We start from the raw sequence: 16,440 nt of genomic DNA on the forward strand, positions 1-16,440 counted from the left end.
ACGGCGACTGGGGAAGGCGGACGCGATGGAGCTGGCGGACTGGCAGGGGCGGCTGGTGGAGCTGTGCGAGCGCCACGACGTGCCCGGCGCGCAGGTGGGCGTGCTGGCCGACGGCGACATCCGGGTCGCCGCCGCGGGGATCACCAGCCGGGACACCGGGGTCGAGGTCACCCAGGACACGCTGTTCCAGTACGGGTCGATCACCAAGATCTGGACGACGACCCTGGTCATGCAGCTCGTCGACGACGGCAAGATCACGCTCGACACCCCGGTGGTGGAGGTGCTGCCGGACTTCCGCGTCGCCGAGCCAGGCCACGCGGACACGGTCACGGTGGCGCACCTGCTGACCCACACCAGCGGCGTCGCGGGCGACCTGTTCACCGACGTCGGCGACGGCGACGACTGCGTGGAGCGCTACGTCGCCTCGCTCACCACCGCGCCGACGGTCACCCCGCCCGGCGGGCGGCTGAGCTACTGCAACGCCGGGTTCGTCGTGGCCGGGCGGATCGTCGAGGTGCTGCGCGACAGGGCGTGGGACGACGCCGTCGCCGCCCACATCACCGAGCCGCTGGGCCTGCGCCACGTCATCACCAGGGCGAAGGACGCGCCGCTGTTCCGCACTGCGGTGGGGCACGTGACCGACCTCGAGGACATCGACGGGCCCGCCGTGCCGACGCGGCAGTGGATGCTGCCCCGGGCGATGGGGCCTGCCGGGCTGATCACCGGCAGCGCGGCCGACCTGCTGCGGTTTACCGAGACGCACCTGGGCGACGGCATCGGCGTCACCGGCGAGCGCATCCTGTCCACCGATTCCGCGCGGGCGATGCGCGACGTGGTGGTGGACCTGTCGTCGGTGTCCACGGTGTACCGGGGCTGGGGCCTGGGCTGGCGGGTCATGGACTGGACGCGCGACGGTCGGCCGGTGACCGCTGTCGAGCACGGCGGGCAGACGATCGGTCAGAACGCCCAGCTGTACGCGTTCCCGGACCTCGGCGTCGCGTTCTGCGTGCTGACCAACGCCAACAGCGGCCCGGGCCTCATCCAGGAGGTCAGGGACCTCCTCGGCGCCGAACTGGGCCTCACCGCGCCGGACCCGGCGGTCACCGACGACGGCGACCTCACGCCCGCGCTGGGCACCTACGAGTCGGTGATGCTGCGGAGCACGCTCTCGCGTGATCCGGACGGGCAGATCTACCTGGAGACGATCAGCAAGTCCCCCGCCAACCAGGGCGCTCCCGTGCCGCGCAAGCCGGTGCGCCCGACGGGCGGCGGCCGTTTCACGGTGGAGGTGCACGGCATGGTGGTGGAGTACGCCCACCTGGTCGACGACGACGCCGAGTACCTGTTCGGCAACCGCCTGCTCAAGCGCGTCGACTGACGTCAGCTCGCGATCGGCTCGCCCGTCCGTTCGTGGAAGCCGCGGCGGTAGGCCGACGGCGACATGCCGACGATCCGGGCGAAGTGCGCCCGCAGGTTGGCCGCCGCGCCGAACCCGCAGGTGGTGGCGATCCAGCTGATCGACCGGTCGCTGGTCTCCAGGAACTGCTGGGCCCGGCGCACCCGCTGCCGCAGCAGCCAGCGCAGCGGTGACAGGCCCAGCACCTCGGCGAAACGGCGTTCGAGGGTGCGGGTGCTGACGTTGGCCCGCGCCGCGAGGTCGGCGGTGGACAGCGGCAGGTGCAGGTGCTCGTCCGCCCAGTCCAGCAGGGGCGCCAGCCAGTCCCCGCTGGTCGGGGCCGCCGGTCGGTGGTACTGGGCCTGCCCGCCCTCGCGGTGCGGCGGGGTGACCAGGCGGCGGGCGAGCTCGGCGGCGACGGCGGCGCCGTGGTCGACCCGCACCAGGTGCAGGCAGGCGTCGATGCCCGCCACCGTGCCCGCCGAGGTGATCACGTTCGCGTCCTCGACGTACAGCACCGACGGGTCGACGCGGACGGCGGGATAGCGGCGGCTCAGCTCGTCCGCGTGCAGCCAGTGCGTGGTGGCCCTGCGCCCGTCGAGCACCCCGGCGGCGGCGAGGATGAACGCGCCCGAGCAGATCGACAGGATGCGGCAGCCGCGCTCGTAGGCCTCCCGCACGACGTCCACCAGCTCGCCGGGCGGGTCGTCGTGGACGTTCGTGCAGGCCGGGACGACGAGGGTGTCCGTGGTCGCCAGGTCGAAGCCGTCCGCGGGGTCGACGGTGAAGCCCGGGCTCAGCCGCACCGGGGCCGACCCGACCGGGACCACCGAGAACGCGTACCAGGGGTCGGCCAGGTGCGGCCGGTCGACGCCGAACACCTGGCACGGGACGGCCGCCTCGAAGACCGGCATGTCGGCGGTCACGGCCATGACGACGTGGTGGGCACGCATGTCGCGAACCTAGCGCAGGTTGTCGGTGTGGACGGTCGTCTCCCGGGGCCGCGCGCAGCAGGATCTCCCCCGAGTCACAACTGCTGGAGGAACCTGATGTCGCAGAAGGTCGCCGTGTTCGGCGCGTACGGGCACACGGCCCGGTTCGTGACCGCGGAGCTGGCGCGGCGCGGCCTGACGCCGGTGCTGTCCGGGCGGGACCCGGGGAAGCTGGCCGCGGTCGCCGAGGGCATGGAGTCCCACGTCGCCTCGGCCGACGAGCCCGCCTCGCTCGACCGCGCCCTGGCTGGCGCGAGCGCGGTGATCAACTGCGCCGGTCCGTTCGGCGACACCGCGCCCGCGCTGATCGAGGCCGCCCGGCGCGCTGGTATCCACTACCTGGACGTGACCGGCGAGACGCTGGTCGCGATCGACACCTTCGACGCCCACCGGGACCGCTTCCGGGACGCGGACACCGTGATCGCGCCCGCGATGGCGTTCTACGGCGCGATGGGCGACCTGCTCGCCACCGCCGCCATGGGCGACTGGCCCGCCGCCGACGAGATCGCCGTCGCGGTGGCGCTGGACAGCTGGCAGCCGACCCGCGGCACCCTGCTGGCGGGCAAGCGCCGAGCCGGGCGGCGGGTGGTCTTCACCGACCAGCGCCTGCGCGTCCTCCCGGGCGACGAGCCCGCCCCGACCGGCACCTGGACGTTCGGCGACCCGTTCGGCGAGCAGGAGGTCGTCGGCCAGTTCTCCACGACCGACGTCGTGACCATCGCCCAGCACCTGAAGACCGCGCGGATCGACGCCTTCCTCAACACCACCCCGCTCAAGGACCTCAGCGACCCCGACCCCGACGGCCCGCGCGCGACCGACGCCACCGGCCGCTCCGCCCAGGTGTTCCTGGTGGAGGTCGTCGTCAAGCGGGGCGCCGAGCAGCGGCGGGCGACGGCCCGGGGCCGCGACATCTACGCCGTCACCGCGCCGATCGTGGTCGAGGCAACCGAACGCGTCCTGACCGGCCGCACCCGGGCGACGGGCGTGGTCACCGCGGGCGAGGCCTTCGACGCCGAGGACTTCCTGCGCGCCCTGCCGCTGGAGGAGCTGGCACTGCCCACCCGCTGAACCGACAGGCCCGGACCGGCGACACCGCGCTCGCCGCCCGGGCCGCGCTCGACTCGACGCCTTCTCCCGGTGGGAGTGGGGCGGCGGTGGGAGTGGGATGGCAGTGAGAGTGGGATGGCAGCGGCGACGGCGGGCGGCGGCGGCGGCAGGCGGCCATGGCGGGCGGCGACAGTGGGCGGTCGCGACAGTGGGCGGTCGCGGCGGTGGCGGTGGCGGTGGCGGTGGCGGTGGCGGTGGCGGTGGCGGTGGCGGTGGCGGTGGCGGTTAGAGCTTGGTCGCGTTCGGGGTGATGTCGCCCCGGAACAGGCCGTCGGGGTCGATGCGGGCGCGGACGCGGTCGACCGCCTCGATCTGGGCGGTGTCCAGGTGGCCCTGCGGCTGGTCGTGGCTGCCGACGAAGCCGGGGATCGTGCGGCCGGTGTCCCACGGGGCCAGCGTCGAGCGGATCAGCGCGGCCCGCTCGCGGCTCGCCGCGAGGGTGGGTGGGTCGATCGCCGAGCCCACGCACTGGTACATGAACTGGGCGGACACGTGGTTGAGCACGCCGCCCGCGGGGTCGGGGACGGCCAGTGCGCCGCCGAGCTGGCGCAGTTCGGCGGCCAGCAGCGGCGAGCCGGGGCCCGCCACGCGCAGGAACTCCGCGACCCCCTGGGCGTCGAAGCCGTCGACGAGGAGGTGGTCGCCCATCGACAGGACCGGATTGGGCGGGTCCATGTGCGTGGACGGCACCGCGTCCGGGGTCGTCTCGCGCCAGGTGTCGAGCACCGGGTTGGCGACGGACCGCAGCGGGTCGAGCAGGTCGGCGTAGACCTCCCGTGCCGACGGCGAGCCGCCGTCGACGATCGCGCCGTCGAGGCAGACCACCGGGCCGGACGAGATGGCCTCCGGCCTGCCCGGCAGCGGGGGCAGGTTCATCAGCCGCAGCGAGGTCGAGGCCGCCTCGGGCGCCGTCGCGGTCCACGCGTGCCAGCGCGCCACGATCTCGGCGGCGTGCTCGGCGCGCCAGAAGGCCGCGCCGGTGATCACCGAGGTGACCGGGAACAGCGCGATCTCCACCGCCGTGACGACCCCGAAGCCGCCACCGCCGCCGCGCAGCGCCCAGAACAGGTCCGGGTCGGACTCCGCGTCGACCCTGCGGTGCGCGCCGTCGGCGGTGACCAGCTCGATCGCCCGGATCGTGTTGGTCGCCATGCCGAACAGGCGCCCGTAGAAGCTCACGCCGCCGCGCAGCAGGTACCCGACGACGCCCACGGTCGGCGACGTGCCGTGCGCGGACACCAGCCCGTGCGGGGTGGTCGCCTCGACCACAGCGCCCCAGCGGGTGCCAGCAGGCAGCCGCGCGGTCTTGGCCTCGGCGTCGACCTCGACACCGCCGCCGAGTTCGGTGCGCACGAGCAGCGCGTCGTCCATCGGGCCGAAGGTCGCCGCCGCGTGGCCCGTGGTGTGCGCCCTGACCCGCAGCCCGCGGGCCGCGGCGTGCTCGACCGCGGCCCGCACCTCCGCCACCGTGGTCGCGGTGACCGCGGCGGCGGGGGCGGCGGGCGCGGCCAGGTTGAACGTCCGCGTCGCCGCGTCGAATTCCGGGGAGCCCGGGCCTGCGATCGGGCCGTCGCCCTCGAACGTGCTCATGGTCTCCCCCGTGTCGCGGACCTTGACGGCATCATGCCGCAAGGTCCGCGCACGGCGCTTCCGCGAACGTGCTGTCCTACTTGACCGCGCGGATGCCGACGATCGTGGGATTGCGCCGGAAGTCGTCCCAGAACGCGTCGCCGGCGTCGGCGGGCAGCGTCGCGGGCCGGAACTCCACGTGCCGGAACCCGGCGTCGGCGAACGCGGTCCTGATTGGCTCCTCCGTCCAAAAGCAGGCCTGGAAGGTCACCGGCGGGTCGACGTGCAGGGTGACCGTGAGGTCCTTGCCGCCGGGGAAGTCCGCGTCCGGGCGGTGGGTGAGCCCGTACGCCGTGGCGGGCGGGCCCGACCAGTCGAAGCGCGGGTTCATCTCCACCCCGACGTACTCGCCGCCCGGGGCGAGGTTTTCGTACGCGGTGCGCGCCATGGCCGTCAGGTCGGCCCGGTCACGGGCGTAGCACAGCAGCCACACCGCGGTGACCAGGTCGAACTCGCCCACCGAGCCCAGGTGCCGGGCGTCGGCGCACAGGTAGCGGTTGCCCAGCGGGTCGGCCGCCTCCGCGCTCTCGGCCGCGCCGACCATCTCCGCGGAGATGTCGGCCCCGGTGACGGCCGCCGCGCCCGCCCTGCGGGTGAGCCTGCTGTACCAGCCGGTGCCGCACGCGAGGTCCAGCACGGACTTGCCCGCGCACCCGGCGATGAGGTCCTCGAAGGTGGCCCGCTCCGGCCCGCGCGCGAGCGGCATCTCCCGCTTGACGCGCTCGTAGGAGTGCCCGATGTCGTCGTATTGGGTGCGCATCAGCCGGCCTTGGCCAGGCGCGTCGTCCGCCGCTCGCGCACCGCCGCGGTGATGGCCTCCTGCAGGTAGCTCTGCGCGTTGTAGAGCGAGCGGCGCGGGTCGCGGATCTTGCGGCGGCCGTGCATCACCCTGCTGTTGTCGACCAGCGCGACATCGCCTGCGTGCCAGTCGATCTCGTCGGTCTCCAGCTCGGTGGCCTCGATGATCTGGCGCATCAGCATCGCGTCGAGCGGGCGGCCGTCCTCGAACTCGATGACCGGCGGCTCGTAGTTGACCGACGGGGTGAGGATGCTGTTGGCGAACACCATCTCCGACCCGAACAGCGTGGTGTGGGCGGCGTAGGTGAAGTACGTGTAGTGCACCGAGCCGTCGGCGCGCTGGTGGTACTTGACGTCCACGTCGTCGTCGGTCACCGCGAGCAGGTCGTCGAAGGTGACGTCCTCGACCGGCTTGGCGCCGTCGAGGAGGCGGAAGACCAGGTTCTTCCACTTCTCCTCCGGCATTGGCCTGGCGAAGGTGACGCGGGTGGTGCTGAACAGCTCCTGGGTGCGCTCCGGCAGCCGGTGCCACACGGGAAGGCCGTCGCAGATGGTGGTCTGCGAGCCGGTCTCCGCCGGGGTCTCGCAGTAGAACCACACCAGGTCGGGGACCCACGGCGTGGCGCCGTTCTCCACGTGCAGCCCCTGCGGGACCAGGCCCGCCTCGATCTTCTGGGCGACGTTGCCGCCCGCGAACTTGCGCGCCGGGTCCAGCGTGATCCGCGACGAGATGCTCTGCACCAGCGCGGAGAACGACTCGGCGTCGGTGTCGAAGCCCCTGAGCAGGACGTAGCCGTGCTCGGCGAGCGCGGTCACTAACTCCACCCGGTCGATGGTCTCCAGGCTCGCATGGTCGGTGCTGGAGACGATGAGGCCCTTGCCGTCGACGTGGGCGCTGGTGGGGAAGCTGTTCAGCATGGTTCTCAGACCTCCGCTAAGGGGAATCGACCGGCGGCGAGCGCCTCTCGGATGGCGGCCCGGCGCGGCCGCCCGGTGACGGTGAAGAACTCCGCGTAGAAGGCCTCGTCCGCCTCCACGATCGCGGCGGAGCCGACCTGCTCGATCTCGGAGAGCACCTCGGCGTTCACGTGGCGGATCTCGGCGAGCGCGGTCTCGGCGTCGGCCCCGCGCCGCACGACGAACACCCCGATGAGGCGCTCCAGGTTGTCGCCGAACACGGCGGCGGCCTCGACGCTCGGCCTGCTCTTGTACTGCGCCTCCACCCACTCCGGGCTCACGTTGCGCCCGTTGGAGGTGATGATGATGTTCTTGAGCCTGCCGGTGATGCTGACGTAGCCGTCGGCGTCGATCTCGGCGACGTCGCCGGTGTGCAGCCAGCCCTCGTCGTCGAGCGGCAGCGCGGTGGGGTCGTCGGAGCCGAGGTAGCCGGTCAGCAGGGAGGAGCTGCGGATCAGCAGCTCGCCGCGCTCGGAGCGGCGGACCTCGCAGTGCCGCAGGGGCTTGCCGACGGTGCCGAGCCGGACGAGCCCGGGGCCGTTGAGCGTGGCCACCGACCCGTTCTCGCTGAGCCCGTAGGCGACGTAGACGGGCAGGCCGCGGTCCCACATCGCGCGCAGCACCTCGTCGGACACCGGGGCGCCGCCGCTGAACAGCAGCATCGGGTCCTCGCGGCCGTAGACGGCCAGCGACAGCTCGCGCGCGGTGGCGTCCGGCATCGTGCGGGCGAACGCGGCGATGGACTCCACCAGCGACGGCGGCGTCAGCGACACCGTGGGCCGGGCGGCGGCCAGCAGCCCGCGCACCTGCTCGACGTCGCCGCCCGCGGTGCCCAGCGGCTTGGCCTCCTCGGGCAGGAACACCACGGTGCCGCCCGCGAGGAACGTCAGGTACACCGCGAAGACCTGCTCCACGAGCAGACTCGTCGGCACGACCGACACGTAGCGCTGCCACGCCTCCACGCCGACGCGGGTGGTGATGGAGGTGATCAGATCGTCGACCGCGCCCCGGCGCAGCATGACGCCCTTGGGGGTCGATGTGGTGCCGGAAGTGTGGACGATTTTGCAGATCGCGTCGCCGCTGAACGCCGCGGCGGCGCGCACCCGGGCGGTGATCTCCTCGGCGTCGTGCCCGCCGGGCACGTCGACCGGGATCACCACGCAGCCATCGGGCAGCATGTCGGCCTCGCTGCCCCATTCGGCCAGCCGCTTGCGCCCCTGCTCGTCCACCAGGCACACGACCGAGTGCGACAGCAGGTGCCTGGCCTGGTCGCGGCCGAAGGCGATCGGGATCGGCACCGAGCGCACGCCGGTCAGCAGGCAGGCGAGGTCGCCGACGACGCTCTCGACGCCGTTGCCGGTGAGGATGCCGATGGTGCTCGTCGGGCTCTCCCGGTCCCGCGCGGACTCCAGGACCGCCTCGCCGAGCCGGACGGCGGCGCCCAGCACGTCACCGTAGGAATACCGGCGCGGCGCGCCGCTGGACGACATCTCCTCGACGGCGATCGCGTCGAGCGTGTCCAGCCGCTCCACTGCCGTCGCGAGCCACTGCATCACTCAGCTCCTTGTTCGTCGGACGCCCCTACTGTCTGTCGACAGTGGAGCAACACGGTGCGTGGCCGCGCCGCGTAGTAGGTGCCCCAGTCGCCGGGCCGGAACCCGGCGAGTTCGGCGCTGCGGGCGTTGGCGAGCGTGCGGCCCGCCCACCCCGCCGCCTTGGCGAGCCCGTGCAGCCGCTCGGTGAGCGTGGTCAGCACGAAGTCGTATCCCAGGTGGATAGCGATGGTCGGCAGGCGGCGCATGAGGAAAAGACCGCAGCCGGGGTAGAACGAGGCCAGCGGGCCCATCTCCGCGATCGGCGCGCGGTCGGGCTCGGCGTCCCAGAGGTCGGCGCAGACGCGCTCCACGGGACGGTCCAAATAGTTCTCGGACAGCAGCTTGCGCCCGACGGCCGAGGTGATCCCGGCGCAGCCCATCGTCCGGCGCCTGGCGCTGTCGCGGGCGACCACGAACAGGTCCGGCCGCGGGTCGACCACCGCGTCATACCGCTTGAGGTACTTCCGTCGCACCAGTTCCGCGCAGTGCGCGTAGGACGCCGAACCGGGCTTGGCGAGCCCGATCCGGAAGTCCATCGGCGCTGGCTCGCTCCCCGCAGCGACCGCGCTGTCGAGCCGTGCTCTCAGGTGCACCGCCCACCTCCACCTTCGCGCGGCGCCCCCTGGCCGCCCCGATCCATGTGCAACTCATGGTGGCAACGGTGAAGACAGCCGACATCTTCCGCATTGCGACGTCACGGCGCGGGCATGAGGCGGGACCAGCGGGGACTGTGCACGTGACACGGTTCACCTGGGACCGTCCGGCCTACATGTGGCCGAGGATCGCCGAAGTGCCAGGTCGTGACCGCACGGAAGGGACCGAAGTGGATACCGGGGTAGGCAGGGCGCGGGGCGCGGCGGAGGTGACGGGCTCACCCCCGGCGGGGGTGAGTGCGTCATATGTGCCGGTGTGCCGGTCAGGCCGGGTCGTCGAGCAGTTCGGCGAGCAGGGCGCGGACGCGGCGGTCGATGTCGTCGCGGATGGGGCGGACGGCCTCGACGGACTGTCCGGCCGGGTCGGCCAGCTCCCAGTCGAGGTAGCGCTTGCCGGGGAAGACGGGGCAGGTGTCGCCGCAGCCCATGGTGATGACGACGTCGGCGGCGTCGACGTCCGCGGTGGACAGCTTCGACGGGACCTGCTCGGTGATGTCGAGCCCGAGTTCGGCCAGGGCCGCCGCGGCGGCCGGGTTGACCCGGTCGGCGGGCGCGGACCCGGCCGAGCGCACCGCGACCCGGCCGAGGGCGTAGTGCCGCAGCAGCGCGGCGGCCATCTGCGAGCGTCCGGCGTTGTGCACGCAGACGAACAGGACTTCGGGCTTCACGGGGTTCCTCCGGCTCTCGATCGGCTGCTACTCGGACGCGCGCACCGCGGCGGCCAACCGGCCGACGCGGTCGGCGAGGTCAGCGAAGGCGGCGGCGAACGCCTGGTCCGTGCCTGCCGCCGCCGGGTCGGGGACCGACCAGTGCAGCCGCTCGCCCGCGCGCAGCTGCTCGTGCGCGCTGTCGCAGACGGCCACGACCAGGTCGTCGGCGCGGACCACGTCCTCGATGGATCGCGGCCGGACGCGGGCCAGCGACAGTCCGTGGGCGCGGGCCACGGCCACCGCGCCGGGATGGACGCGCTCGGCCGGACGGAGCCCGGCGGACGCGGTCGGGATCCGGCTGCGCTTCGCCCACAGCGCGGCGGCCAGCGGGGAGCGCGCGGAGTTGCGGCTGCACACGAACACCACGCGGCCCGCCTCCCGCGCGCTCGTCGGGGTGAGACCGGCGAACGCCGCGGCGTGCAGCCGAAGGTAGGTGCGGCGGTGATCGCCCTCGGAGCGGGAGCGTCGCACCAGTCCGGCCTGCTCCAACAGCTTCAGGTGGTGGGCCAGCAGGTTGCTCGGCAGTCCCGTCGCCCTGCCGACCTCGCTCGGCGACGCGTCGCCGAGGACGAGCAGCTCCACGATCGCCAACCGGGCGGGCTCGCCGAGGGCGGCGTGCACCCGGGCGCGGGCCACGAGATCGGGATGCCAGTCAGCGCTCATTGACTCAATGCTGCTTGAGTGTTGCCCCTCCGGTCAAGACTCAATACATCATTGTGTCCTGATATCATCCCGCACTGATGAACGCTGACGTGCTGCGCGTGCTGGCCGACCCGCTGCGGGCCCGGATCGTGGAGTTGCTGGCGGAGGAGGCGTTGTGCACCTGCCACCTGGTCGAGGAGACCGGGGCCCGGCAGACCAATGTCTCCAACCACCTCAGGCAGCTGCGCGAGGCCGGGATCGTCGAGGCCGAGCCGTGCGGTCGCTTCACCTATTACCGACTCGTGCCCGACGCCCTGCACCGGGCTGCCGCGCACCTGACGGCGCTCGCCGACAAGGCGCGCGCCGCCGACCAGCCCCGGAGGCCCTGTTGACCGCGCCCACCACCGACCGGCCCGATGTCCTGCGCGGGCTGTCGTTCCTGGACCGGTTCCTGCCGGTCTGGATCGGCGTCGCGATGCTGGCGGGCCTGGCCCTGGGACGGCTCGTCCCCGGCCTCGCGGGCGCGCTGGACGCGGTGAAGGTCGCCGGGGTCTCGCTGCCGATCGCGCTGGGCCTGCTGCTGATGATGTACCCGGTGCTGGCCAAGGTCCGCTACGACCGGCTCGGCACCGTCACCGGCGACCGCCGCACTCTCGGCCTCTCCCTGCTCCTCAACTGGGTGCTCGGCCCGGCGCTGATGTTCGCCCTGGCCTGGCTGTTCCTGGCCGACCTGCCCGAGTACCGCACCGGGCTGATCATCGTCGGGCTGGCGCGCTGCATCGCCATGGTCATCATCTGGAACGACCTCGCCTGCGGCGACCGCGAGGCCGCGGCCGTGCTGGTCGCGCTGAACTCGGTCTTCCAGGTGCTGATGTTCGGCGTCCTCGGCTGGTTCTACCTCGACCTGCTCCCCGGCTGGCTCGGCCTCGACACCACCAGCATCGACTTCTCGCCGTGGGAGATCGCCCTGTCCGTGGTCATCTTCCTGGGCGTCCCCCTGGTCGCGGGCTACCTCAGCCGCCGGATGGGCGAACGCGCCCGAGGGCGCGACTGGTACGAGTCCCGGTTCCTGCCCAGGATCGGCCCCGTCGCGCTCTACGGGCTGCTGTTCACCATCGTGATCCTCTTCGCCCTGCAGGGCGGGCAGATCACCTCCCGGCCGCTCGACGTCGCCCGCATCGCCCTGCCGCTGCTGGTCTACTTCGCCGTCATGTGGACCGGCGGGTACCTGCTGGGCAAGGCGTCGGGACTGTCCTACGAGCGCACGACCACGCTCGCGTTCACCGCCGCGGGCAACAACTTCGAGCTGGCGATCGCGGTCGCGGTCGGCGTCTTCGGGGTCACCTCCGGCCAGGCCCTCGCGGGCGTGGTCGGGCCGCTGATCGAGGTCCCGGTCCTGGTCGGCCTGGTCTCCGTGAGCCTCTGGCTGCGGCGGCGGTGGGCCTGACCGTCACAGGCCGACGGTGAGCGCGCCGACGAGCGTCAGCTGGGAGACGCCGGTGGTCGCGCAGCGGATCGGGTCGGGGTTGACCGCAGTGAGCTGCATCTTGGCCGGTTCGCCGTGGAACCCGCCCGCGGTGATCGAGCCGAGCAGCAGGATGACGATGTTCGCCCCGACCCGGCTGGACGTGCGGTTGTAGGAGTACGTGCTCGGCGCGACGGCCGGGTCGGTCCAGGTGAACACGCGGGCGCCGCTGCCCTGGTAGAAGAGCTGCGTGCAGGTGTAGTCCGGCAGCGTGGCGGTCTCGGTGTAGGAGCCGGTCCTGGCGGTGGGGTCGGTGCAGTTGAACAGCTGCCCGCTGACGGTGACCGAGACCGTCTTCGGCGTGTTCGTCACCGGTTCGCTGAAGGTCACCACCTCGTTGACGAGGCAGGTCTGGGCGACGGCGGCCTGCGCCGTCGGCGTGACACCGGTCAGTGCGGCGGTCGTGATCGTGCAGATGGCGGCTGTGCGGATCATCGGCGTGGCCTCCCGTTCGTTTACGGTCGTATCGCCGATTACGCGGAGGTGTTAACCGCTGACCTCAGCGTGAGGACGGTGATCTCGCTGGGCGCCAGCAGCCGGAACGGCGGACCCCAGAACCCGGCGCCGCGGCTGGTGTAGATCCAGGTCCGCCCACCCGTCTTGGCCAAGCCCTGCAGGTGCGGCTGGTCGAGCCGGACCAGCAGGTGGAACGGCCAGATCTGGCCGCCGTGGGTGTGCCCGGAGACCTGCAGGTCCACCCCGTGGGCGACGGCGTCGGCGACCTGCTTGGGCTGGTGCGCCACCAGGAACACCGGCAGGTCGGGATCGGCCCCGAGCAGCGCGGCGGCCAGGTCCTCCCCGTGCCCGTCGATCCCCGCATGACGGGCGGTCCGGTCGTCCACTCCGGCGACGATGAGGCGGTCGCCGTCGCGCTCGATGACGGTGTGGGTGTTGTGCAGGTGGGTCCATCCCAGCTCGGCCATGTGCTCGACCCAGGACGGGGCTCCGCTGTAGTACTCGTGGTTGCCGGTGACGTACACCTTGGCGTACTCGGCCTTGAGCGGTCCCATGTGCTCGGACTGCGCGCGCCTGCGCTCCACGGGCCCGTCGGCTATGTCGCCCGCGTGCACCAGGATGTCGGGCTTCAGGGCGGCGACCGCGGCCATGGTCCGCCGCGACCACTGGGTCCGGTCGATGGGCCCGAAGTGCGTGTCGGCGAGCACGACGACCCGCAACCCGTCCAACCCCGGCCCGAGCCGCTCCAGCGGCACCTCGGTGGCCCGCACCCGAGGCACCCGCATCGCCTCGTAGTAGGCGTGGACCAAGGCGATCACGGCCACCCCGACCGTGCCCACCGCCACCACCCGCGAGCGCAGCGGGTCGGCCATCCCCGCCACAGCCAACCCGACTTCCACGAGCGCCCCGATCACGGCGCAGGTGAAGACGATCCACGCCGCCCCCAACAGCGTGTCGCCCACCTTCGCACCCCCATCCCACCCCCGCCCATGCCCGAGGACCAACCCCCAGGGCATGGCGACCGCACCGGCCAGGAAGACCACGGTGCCACCCGCGACCACCCACCCCGACCACGCCTGACCGCCGACCACCAACAACCACCACGGGACGCCGAACAGCAGCGCCACCACAACCAGCACCACGAGACCGAACGACACCCGCCGCCGCGTCCGCCCAGGCGCCTCTTCCACACGCGTCATCACGCCTCCTACCGACCACCCAGTGTAGGGATTCCGCAGGGATCGCCGGTCGGCCTGCGGATCAAGGTCCTGCGGGCGGGGAAGGCGGTCCTGCAGCAGCGGCGAAGCGGGAACGGCCATTTCGGAGCGGCAGTCCCGGCAGGACTAGGAGCGCCTCGCTGGCGGGGGCAGAGGGGCGACGCGTACCGGTTGCGGTGGCCCCGCTGGGGTGGAGGGGCTGCGTGGCAGGCGCAGTCGCCTACAGGTTTCGGCCACGCGGAATCGTCCGCCCCACGGCGGTGAAGGGGCCACATGGCAGGCGCAGTTGCCTACAGAAGCGCGGTGCGAAGGCAGCAGGGTCTGCGTTCGCGCTCGCGATGCAGGGACGAATCGATGCTGGCGGCGGTCGGAATGTGCAGTGGCGGATCAGCATGGGCTGAGAGGCGGTCGACCTTTCCGCACTGGCCACAGCGCGCCACCGCCGCTGGCCGCGCTGTTATCCGCGGCCCTTGTTGGCGCCCTTGCCCTTGGGGCCGGTCGGCTTGTCCACGGCCTTGCCCTTCCCGCCCTTTCCCTTCCCCTTCTCTTTCCCCGTGACGACCACCGCCGCTGTCCCCTCGTCCTCATCCGCGTGGTCCACAGGGGCGGCGGTTGACGTCGTCGTCGGGGGCGCCGTGGCCTCCGCACGCGGTGGGGTGATGATCGTGGGAGGGGGGACGGCCGTGGTCGGTCCGACGGAATGGACCGGGGCGGTGAGCATCAGTGTCGCGATGCCCGCCGCGGCGAGGAGGGTGCCTGCGCCCAGGAGCGCGTGGCGGCGCAGGGGTGGCGGGGGCGGCGGGTCGTCGGTCCACGGGAGGATGTCGAGGGCCGGGCGGGTCTCGGCGGTGGCCGACTCCGCCGCCAGGACCGACGCGCACTCCTGGGCGCTCGGGCGGCGGTGGGGGCTGAGGGCGGTCATCCTGGCCAGCAGGTGGACCAGGTCGGTCGGGAGGTCCTGCGGGACGACCGGCGGCCGGTGCAGGCGGGCGACGGCGCTCTCCACGTCGGTGCCCTGGTACTCCGGCACGCCGGTGTGGCACTCCAGCAGCACCAGGCCCAGGGCGTAGATGTCCGCGCGGCTGTCGACCTCGGTCCCCCGGACCTGTTCCGGGGCCAGGTACGCCGCCGTGCCCACCATCTGGTTGGACGCGGTGATCCGCTCCGCCCCCGTCAGCCGCGCCACCCCGAAGTCGGCGAGGTACGGCAGGCCGTCGGCGTCCAGCAGGATGTTCGACGGCTTCACATCCCGGTGGATCACCCCCTCCGAGTGCACGTACGCCAGCGCCTCCGCCAGCCGGACGCCCAAGCGCCGGATCTCGGCGACGGGCAGGGGCCCCTCGGCGATGCGATCACGCAGAGTGCGGCCCTCGATCAGCTGCAGCACGACGTACGGCCGCCCGGCCACCCCCGTGTCGTACACCTCGACCAGCGCCGGATGCGACAACGCCGCCATCGTGCGGACCTCGTTGTCGAACCGCAGGATGTCGACCTCGTCCGGCGTTCTGCGGAAGGTCTTCACCGCCACCGGTCTCGCCAGCCGGGTGTCCCACGCGCGGTAGACGCGGGCGGCGCCACCGGAGCCGAGGACCTCGCCGAGGCGATACCGTCCCGCGAACAGCTCGTCCTGGTCCACCGCGACACCTCTCCCTCGGATCCCCGCCGCACCTACCCCGTCCCGGGCGCGTTCAAACATCGAGGGCGACGCAGGGTCAGTCCCACTCCACCGTGATGCCGTGGACGCCGGGCGGCGTGGTCGGGAAGTAGGCGCTGACGGTGTCGTGGCTGCAGAACAGCTCGGTGGCCGACGAGCAGGGCTCATGCGCGCTGGGCCTGGAGTCCTGCAGGCAGCGGACCGGGCGCATGGCCGGGTCGAAGTGGAACTGCACCAGCAGCGAGCCGCCGCGGACGCGGGCCAGCTGGTGGTAGCCGTCGACGGGGCCGCCGGTGCCGTCCACGACCGTGTAGCTGAGGACGTGGACCTCCCCGGCCGCCAGGTGTCGGTCGAACGGCAGCTCCGCCACCATCGACCCGCTCGGCTCGTGCCTGCGGACGCGGCCGCGGCGGCAGCCCTCGCCCTCGCGCACCTCGACAGCGCCGATGTCGCAGCCCGGGTCGCCGCGGTAGACGGTGAAGTAGCGGTCCGGGCCGTCCCGGCGGGCCCGCAGCACGACCCGCGTCGTGCTCGCGCGCATGACCCGGTCCGGGCCGACCTCCATGCTGTGGTGGGCGGCCAGCACCTCGAGGTCGGCGTTGCACCGCGACTCCGGCACGTCCAGCTCGCCCAGCAGGTCGGCGGCCGAGCTCCACTGGCCGGACAGCTCGGCCCAGCGCCGGGGCGCGCCGCCGACGTCGCCGAGCGGGCGGCGTCGGGGCCGGATCAGGCCGACCAGCGCGTGCTCGGGCACGTTGAGGATCTCCTCGAGGGCGTGGACGACCGCCGCGGACTGCGGGCCGTCCGGCACGCGCAGGCCGCGCTGCCAGTAGCTGATCGTCGAGCCGCCGACCCGCAGGCCGCGGCGTTCGAGGTGGGCGCACAGCCGGGCCAGCGGGAGGCCGCGCTCGGAGATCGCCACCCGCAGCGCCCGGTGGAACGGCCCGTTCCGCAGCGCTTCGGCCAGCTCCGGCCCGCCCCGCACCGCACTGTCGACCATGCCACCACCTCCGGCCCGCCGCGTTCACGTTTCACTGTGAATGAGGGCTCGGGGGCCGGAAGTACACGCCCGGAGCGGCTGATCTTTTCCGTCCCGGACAGACCCGGGT

16 protein-coding genes are annotated in these 16,440 nt (G+C 72.8%); 4 read left to right on the forward strand and 12 right to left on the reverse strand.

All coding sequences use genetic code 11. The annotated features are described in order from the left end of the window. Window positions 1-25 precede the first annotated feature (25 nt). Window positions 26-1,378, forward strand: a complete 1,353-nt coding sequence (locus Actkin_RS17065) for a serine hydrolase domain-containing protein (RefSeq protein ID WP_258903379.1) — start codon at window positions 26-28, stop codon at window positions 1,376-1,378. Window positions 1,379-1,380: 2 nt separating this feature from the next. On the opposite strand, the gene Actkin_RS17070 is transcribed toward Actkin_RS17065, so the two are convergent. After that, window positions 1,381-2,349 carry a helix-turn-helix domain-containing protein gene (locus tag Actkin_RS17070; RefSeq protein ID WP_258903380.1) on the reverse strand — a complete coding sequence of 323 codons (969 nt, stop codon included), beginning with the start codon at window positions 2,347-2,349 and terminating at the stop codon, window positions 1,381-1,383. Between the two features lie 96 nt (window positions 2,350-2,445). Here Actkin_RS17070 and Actkin_RS17075 point away from each other — a divergent pair, with 96 nt between their 5' ends. Continuing rightward, on the forward strand, window positions 2,446-3,456 hold the full coding sequence (locus Actkin_RS17075) for a saccharopine dehydrogenase family protein (protein ID WP_309569065.1): 1,011 nt from the start codon (window positions 2,446-2,448) through the stop codon (window positions 3,454-3,456). Window positions 3,457-3,720: 264 nt separating this feature from the next. Here the strand turns inward: Actkin_RS17075 and Actkin_RS17080 are convergent, their stop codons facing one another. The 7 genes from Actkin_RS17080 to Actkin_RS17110 form a co-directional block, all read right to left on the reverse strand. After that, window positions 3,721-5,085 (reverse strand): FAD-binding oxidoreductase, encoded by a 1,365-nt coding sequence (locus tag Actkin_RS17080; protein ID WP_258903381.1) that lies wholly within the window; start codon window positions 5,083-5,085, stop codon window positions 3,721-3,723. Between the two features lie 76 nt (window positions 5,086-5,161). Further along, window positions 5,162-5,884: a class I SAM-dependent methyltransferase gene (locus Actkin_RS17085; protein WP_258903382.1), complete on the reverse strand. Its 723-nt coding sequence runs from the start codon at window positions 5,882-5,884 to the stop codon at window positions 5,162-5,164. Beyond that, a complete protein-coding gene (locus Actkin_RS17090) occupies window positions 5,884-6,840 on the reverse strand; it encodes a TauD/TfdA family dioxygenase (RefSeq protein ID WP_189210539.1) in 957 nt (318 codons plus the stop codon). The genes Actkin_RS17085 and Actkin_RS17090 overlap by 1 nt, the downstream gene beginning before the upstream one ends. Window positions 6,841-6,845: 5 nt before the next feature. Next, window positions 6,846-8,432 carry an AMP-binding protein gene (locus tag Actkin_RS17095; protein ID WP_258903383.1) on the reverse strand — a complete coding sequence of 529 codons (1,587 nt, stop codon included), beginning with the start codon at window positions 8,430-8,432 and terminating at the stop codon, window positions 6,846-6,848. Beyond that, window positions 8,432-9,067 carry a thermostable hemolysin gene (locus tag Actkin_RS17100; protein WP_189210541.1) on the reverse strand — a complete coding sequence of 212 codons (636 nt, stop codon included), beginning with the start codon at window positions 9,065-9,067 and terminating at the stop codon, window positions 8,432-8,434. The genes Actkin_RS17095 and Actkin_RS17100 overlap by 1 nt, the downstream gene beginning before the upstream one ends. Before the next feature lie 323 nt (window positions 9,068-9,390). Next, entirely contained in the window at window positions 9,391-9,795 is a 405-nt protein-coding gene (locus Actkin_RS17105) for an arsenate-mycothiol transferase ArsC (RefSeq protein WP_258903384.1), read from the reverse strand. A gap of 27 nt (window positions 9,796-9,822) precedes the next feature. After that, window positions 9,823-10,500 carry an arsenate reductase/protein-tyrosine-phosphatase family protein gene (locus Actkin_RS17110; protein ID WP_258903385.1) on the reverse strand — a complete coding sequence of 226 codons (678 nt, stop codon included), beginning with the start codon at window positions 10,498-10,500 and terminating at the stop codon, window positions 9,823-9,825. A 77-nt stretch (window positions 10,501-10,577) separates the two neighbouring features. On the opposite strand from Actkin_RS17110, the gene Actkin_RS17115 reads away from it, so the two are divergent. After that, window positions 10,578-10,871, forward strand: a complete 294-nt coding sequence (locus Actkin_RS17115; protein ID WP_189210543.1) for an ArsR/SmtB family transcription factor — start codon at window positions 10,578-10,580, stop codon at window positions 10,869-10,871. Next, window positions 10,868-11,926 (forward strand): ACR3 family arsenite efflux transporter, encoded by a 1,059-nt coding sequence (gene arsB, locus Actkin_RS17120; protein WP_396122740.1) that lies wholly within the window; start codon window positions 10,868-10,870, stop codon window positions 11,924-11,926. Before Actkin_RS17115 ends, arsB begins: the two co-directional genes overlap by 4 nt. 3 nt (window positions 11,927-11,929) lie before the next feature. Here arsB and Actkin_RS17125 read toward each other — a convergent pair whose 3' ends face one another. The 4 genes from Actkin_RS17125 to Actkin_RS17140 all read right to left on the reverse strand — a co-directional run bounded on the left by Actkin_RS17125 (window position 11,930) and on the right by Actkin_RS17140 (window position 16,331). After that, window positions 11,930-12,439 carry a hypothetical protein gene (locus tag Actkin_RS17125; RefSeq protein ID WP_258903386.1) on the reverse strand — a complete coding sequence of 170 codons (510 nt, stop codon included), beginning with the start codon at window positions 12,437-12,439 and terminating at the stop codon, window positions 11,930-11,932. 38 nt (window positions 12,440-12,477) lie between these two features. Next, window positions 12,478-13,659 (reverse strand): metallophosphoesterase, encoded by a 1,182-nt coding sequence (locus tag Actkin_RS17130; RefSeq protein ID WP_258903387.1) that lies wholly within the window; start codon window positions 13,657-13,659, stop codon window positions 12,478-12,480. Between the two features lie 475 nt (window positions 13,660-14,134). Next, window positions 14,135-15,313: a serine/threonine-protein kinase gene (locus Actkin_RS17135; protein WP_229786844.1), complete on the reverse strand. Its 1,179-nt coding sequence runs from the start codon at window positions 15,311-15,313 to the stop codon at window positions 14,135-14,137. Window positions 15,314-15,389: 76 nt separating this feature from the next. Further along, complete coding sequence (locus Actkin_RS17140) at window positions 15,390-16,331, reverse strand: hypothetical protein (RefSeq protein ID WP_189210546.1); 942 nt, start codon at window positions 16,329-16,331, stop codon at window positions 15,390-15,392. Between the last annotated feature and the right edge of the window lie 109 nt (window positions 16,332-16,440).

Source organism: Actinokineospora sp. UTMC 2448, assembly GCF_024760565.1.
GTDB classification, from domain to species: Bacteria; Actinomycetota; Actinomycetes; order Mycobacteriales; family Pseudonocardiaceae; genus Actinokineospora; species Actinokineospora fastidiosa.

Bases quoted from the DNA above. Each gene is read 5' to 3' on its own strand.
- Actkin_RS17075 (WP_309569065.1), top strand. From the start codon at position 2,446: ATGTCGCAGAAGGTCGCCGTGTTCGGCGCGTACGGGCACACGGCCCGG.
- Actkin_RS17140 (WP_189210546.1), bottom strand. From the start codon at position 16,331: ATGGTCGACAGTGCGGTGCGGGGCGGGCCGGAGCTGGCCGAAGCGCTG.
- Actkin_RS17070 (WP_258903380.1), bottom strand. From the start codon at position 2,349: ATGCGTGCCCACCACGTCGTCATGGCCGTGACCGCCGACATGCCGGTC.
- Actkin_RS17080 (WP_258903381.1), bottom strand. From the start codon at position 5,085: ATGAGCACGTTCGAGGGCGACGGCCCGATCGCAGGCCCGGGCTCCCCG.
- Actkin_RS17065 (WP_258903379.1), top strand. From the start codon at position 26: ATGGAGCTGGCGGACTGGCAGGGGCGGCTGGTGGAGCTGTGCGAGCGC.
- Actkin_RS17110 (WP_258903385.1), bottom strand. From the start codon at position 10,500: ATGAGCGCTGACTGGCATCCCGATCTCGTGGCCCGCGCCCGGGTGCAC.
- Actkin_RS17090 (WP_189210539.1), bottom strand. From the start codon at position 6,840: ATGCTGAACAGCTTCCCCACCAGCGCCCACGTCGACGGCAAGGGCCTC.
- Actkin_RS17130 (WP_258903387.1), bottom strand. From the start codon at position 13,659: ATGACGCGTGTGGAAGAGGCGCCTGGGCGGACGCGGCGGCGGGTGTCG.
- Actkin_RS17095 (WP_258903383.1), bottom strand. From the start codon at position 8,432: ATGCAGTGGCTCGCGACGGCAGTGGAGCGGCTGGACACGCTCGACGCG.
- Actkin_RS17115 (WP_189210543.1), top strand. From the start codon at position 10,578: ATGAACGCTGACGTGCTGCGCGTGCTGGCCGACCCGCTGCGGGCCCGG.
- Actkin_RS17085 (WP_258903382.1), bottom strand. From the start codon at position 5,884: ATGCGCACCCAATACGACGACATCGGGCACTCCTACGAGCGCGTCAAG.
- Actkin_RS17125 (WP_258903386.1), bottom strand. From the start codon at position 12,439: ATGATCCGCACAGCCGCCATCTGCACGATCACGACCGCCGCACTGACC.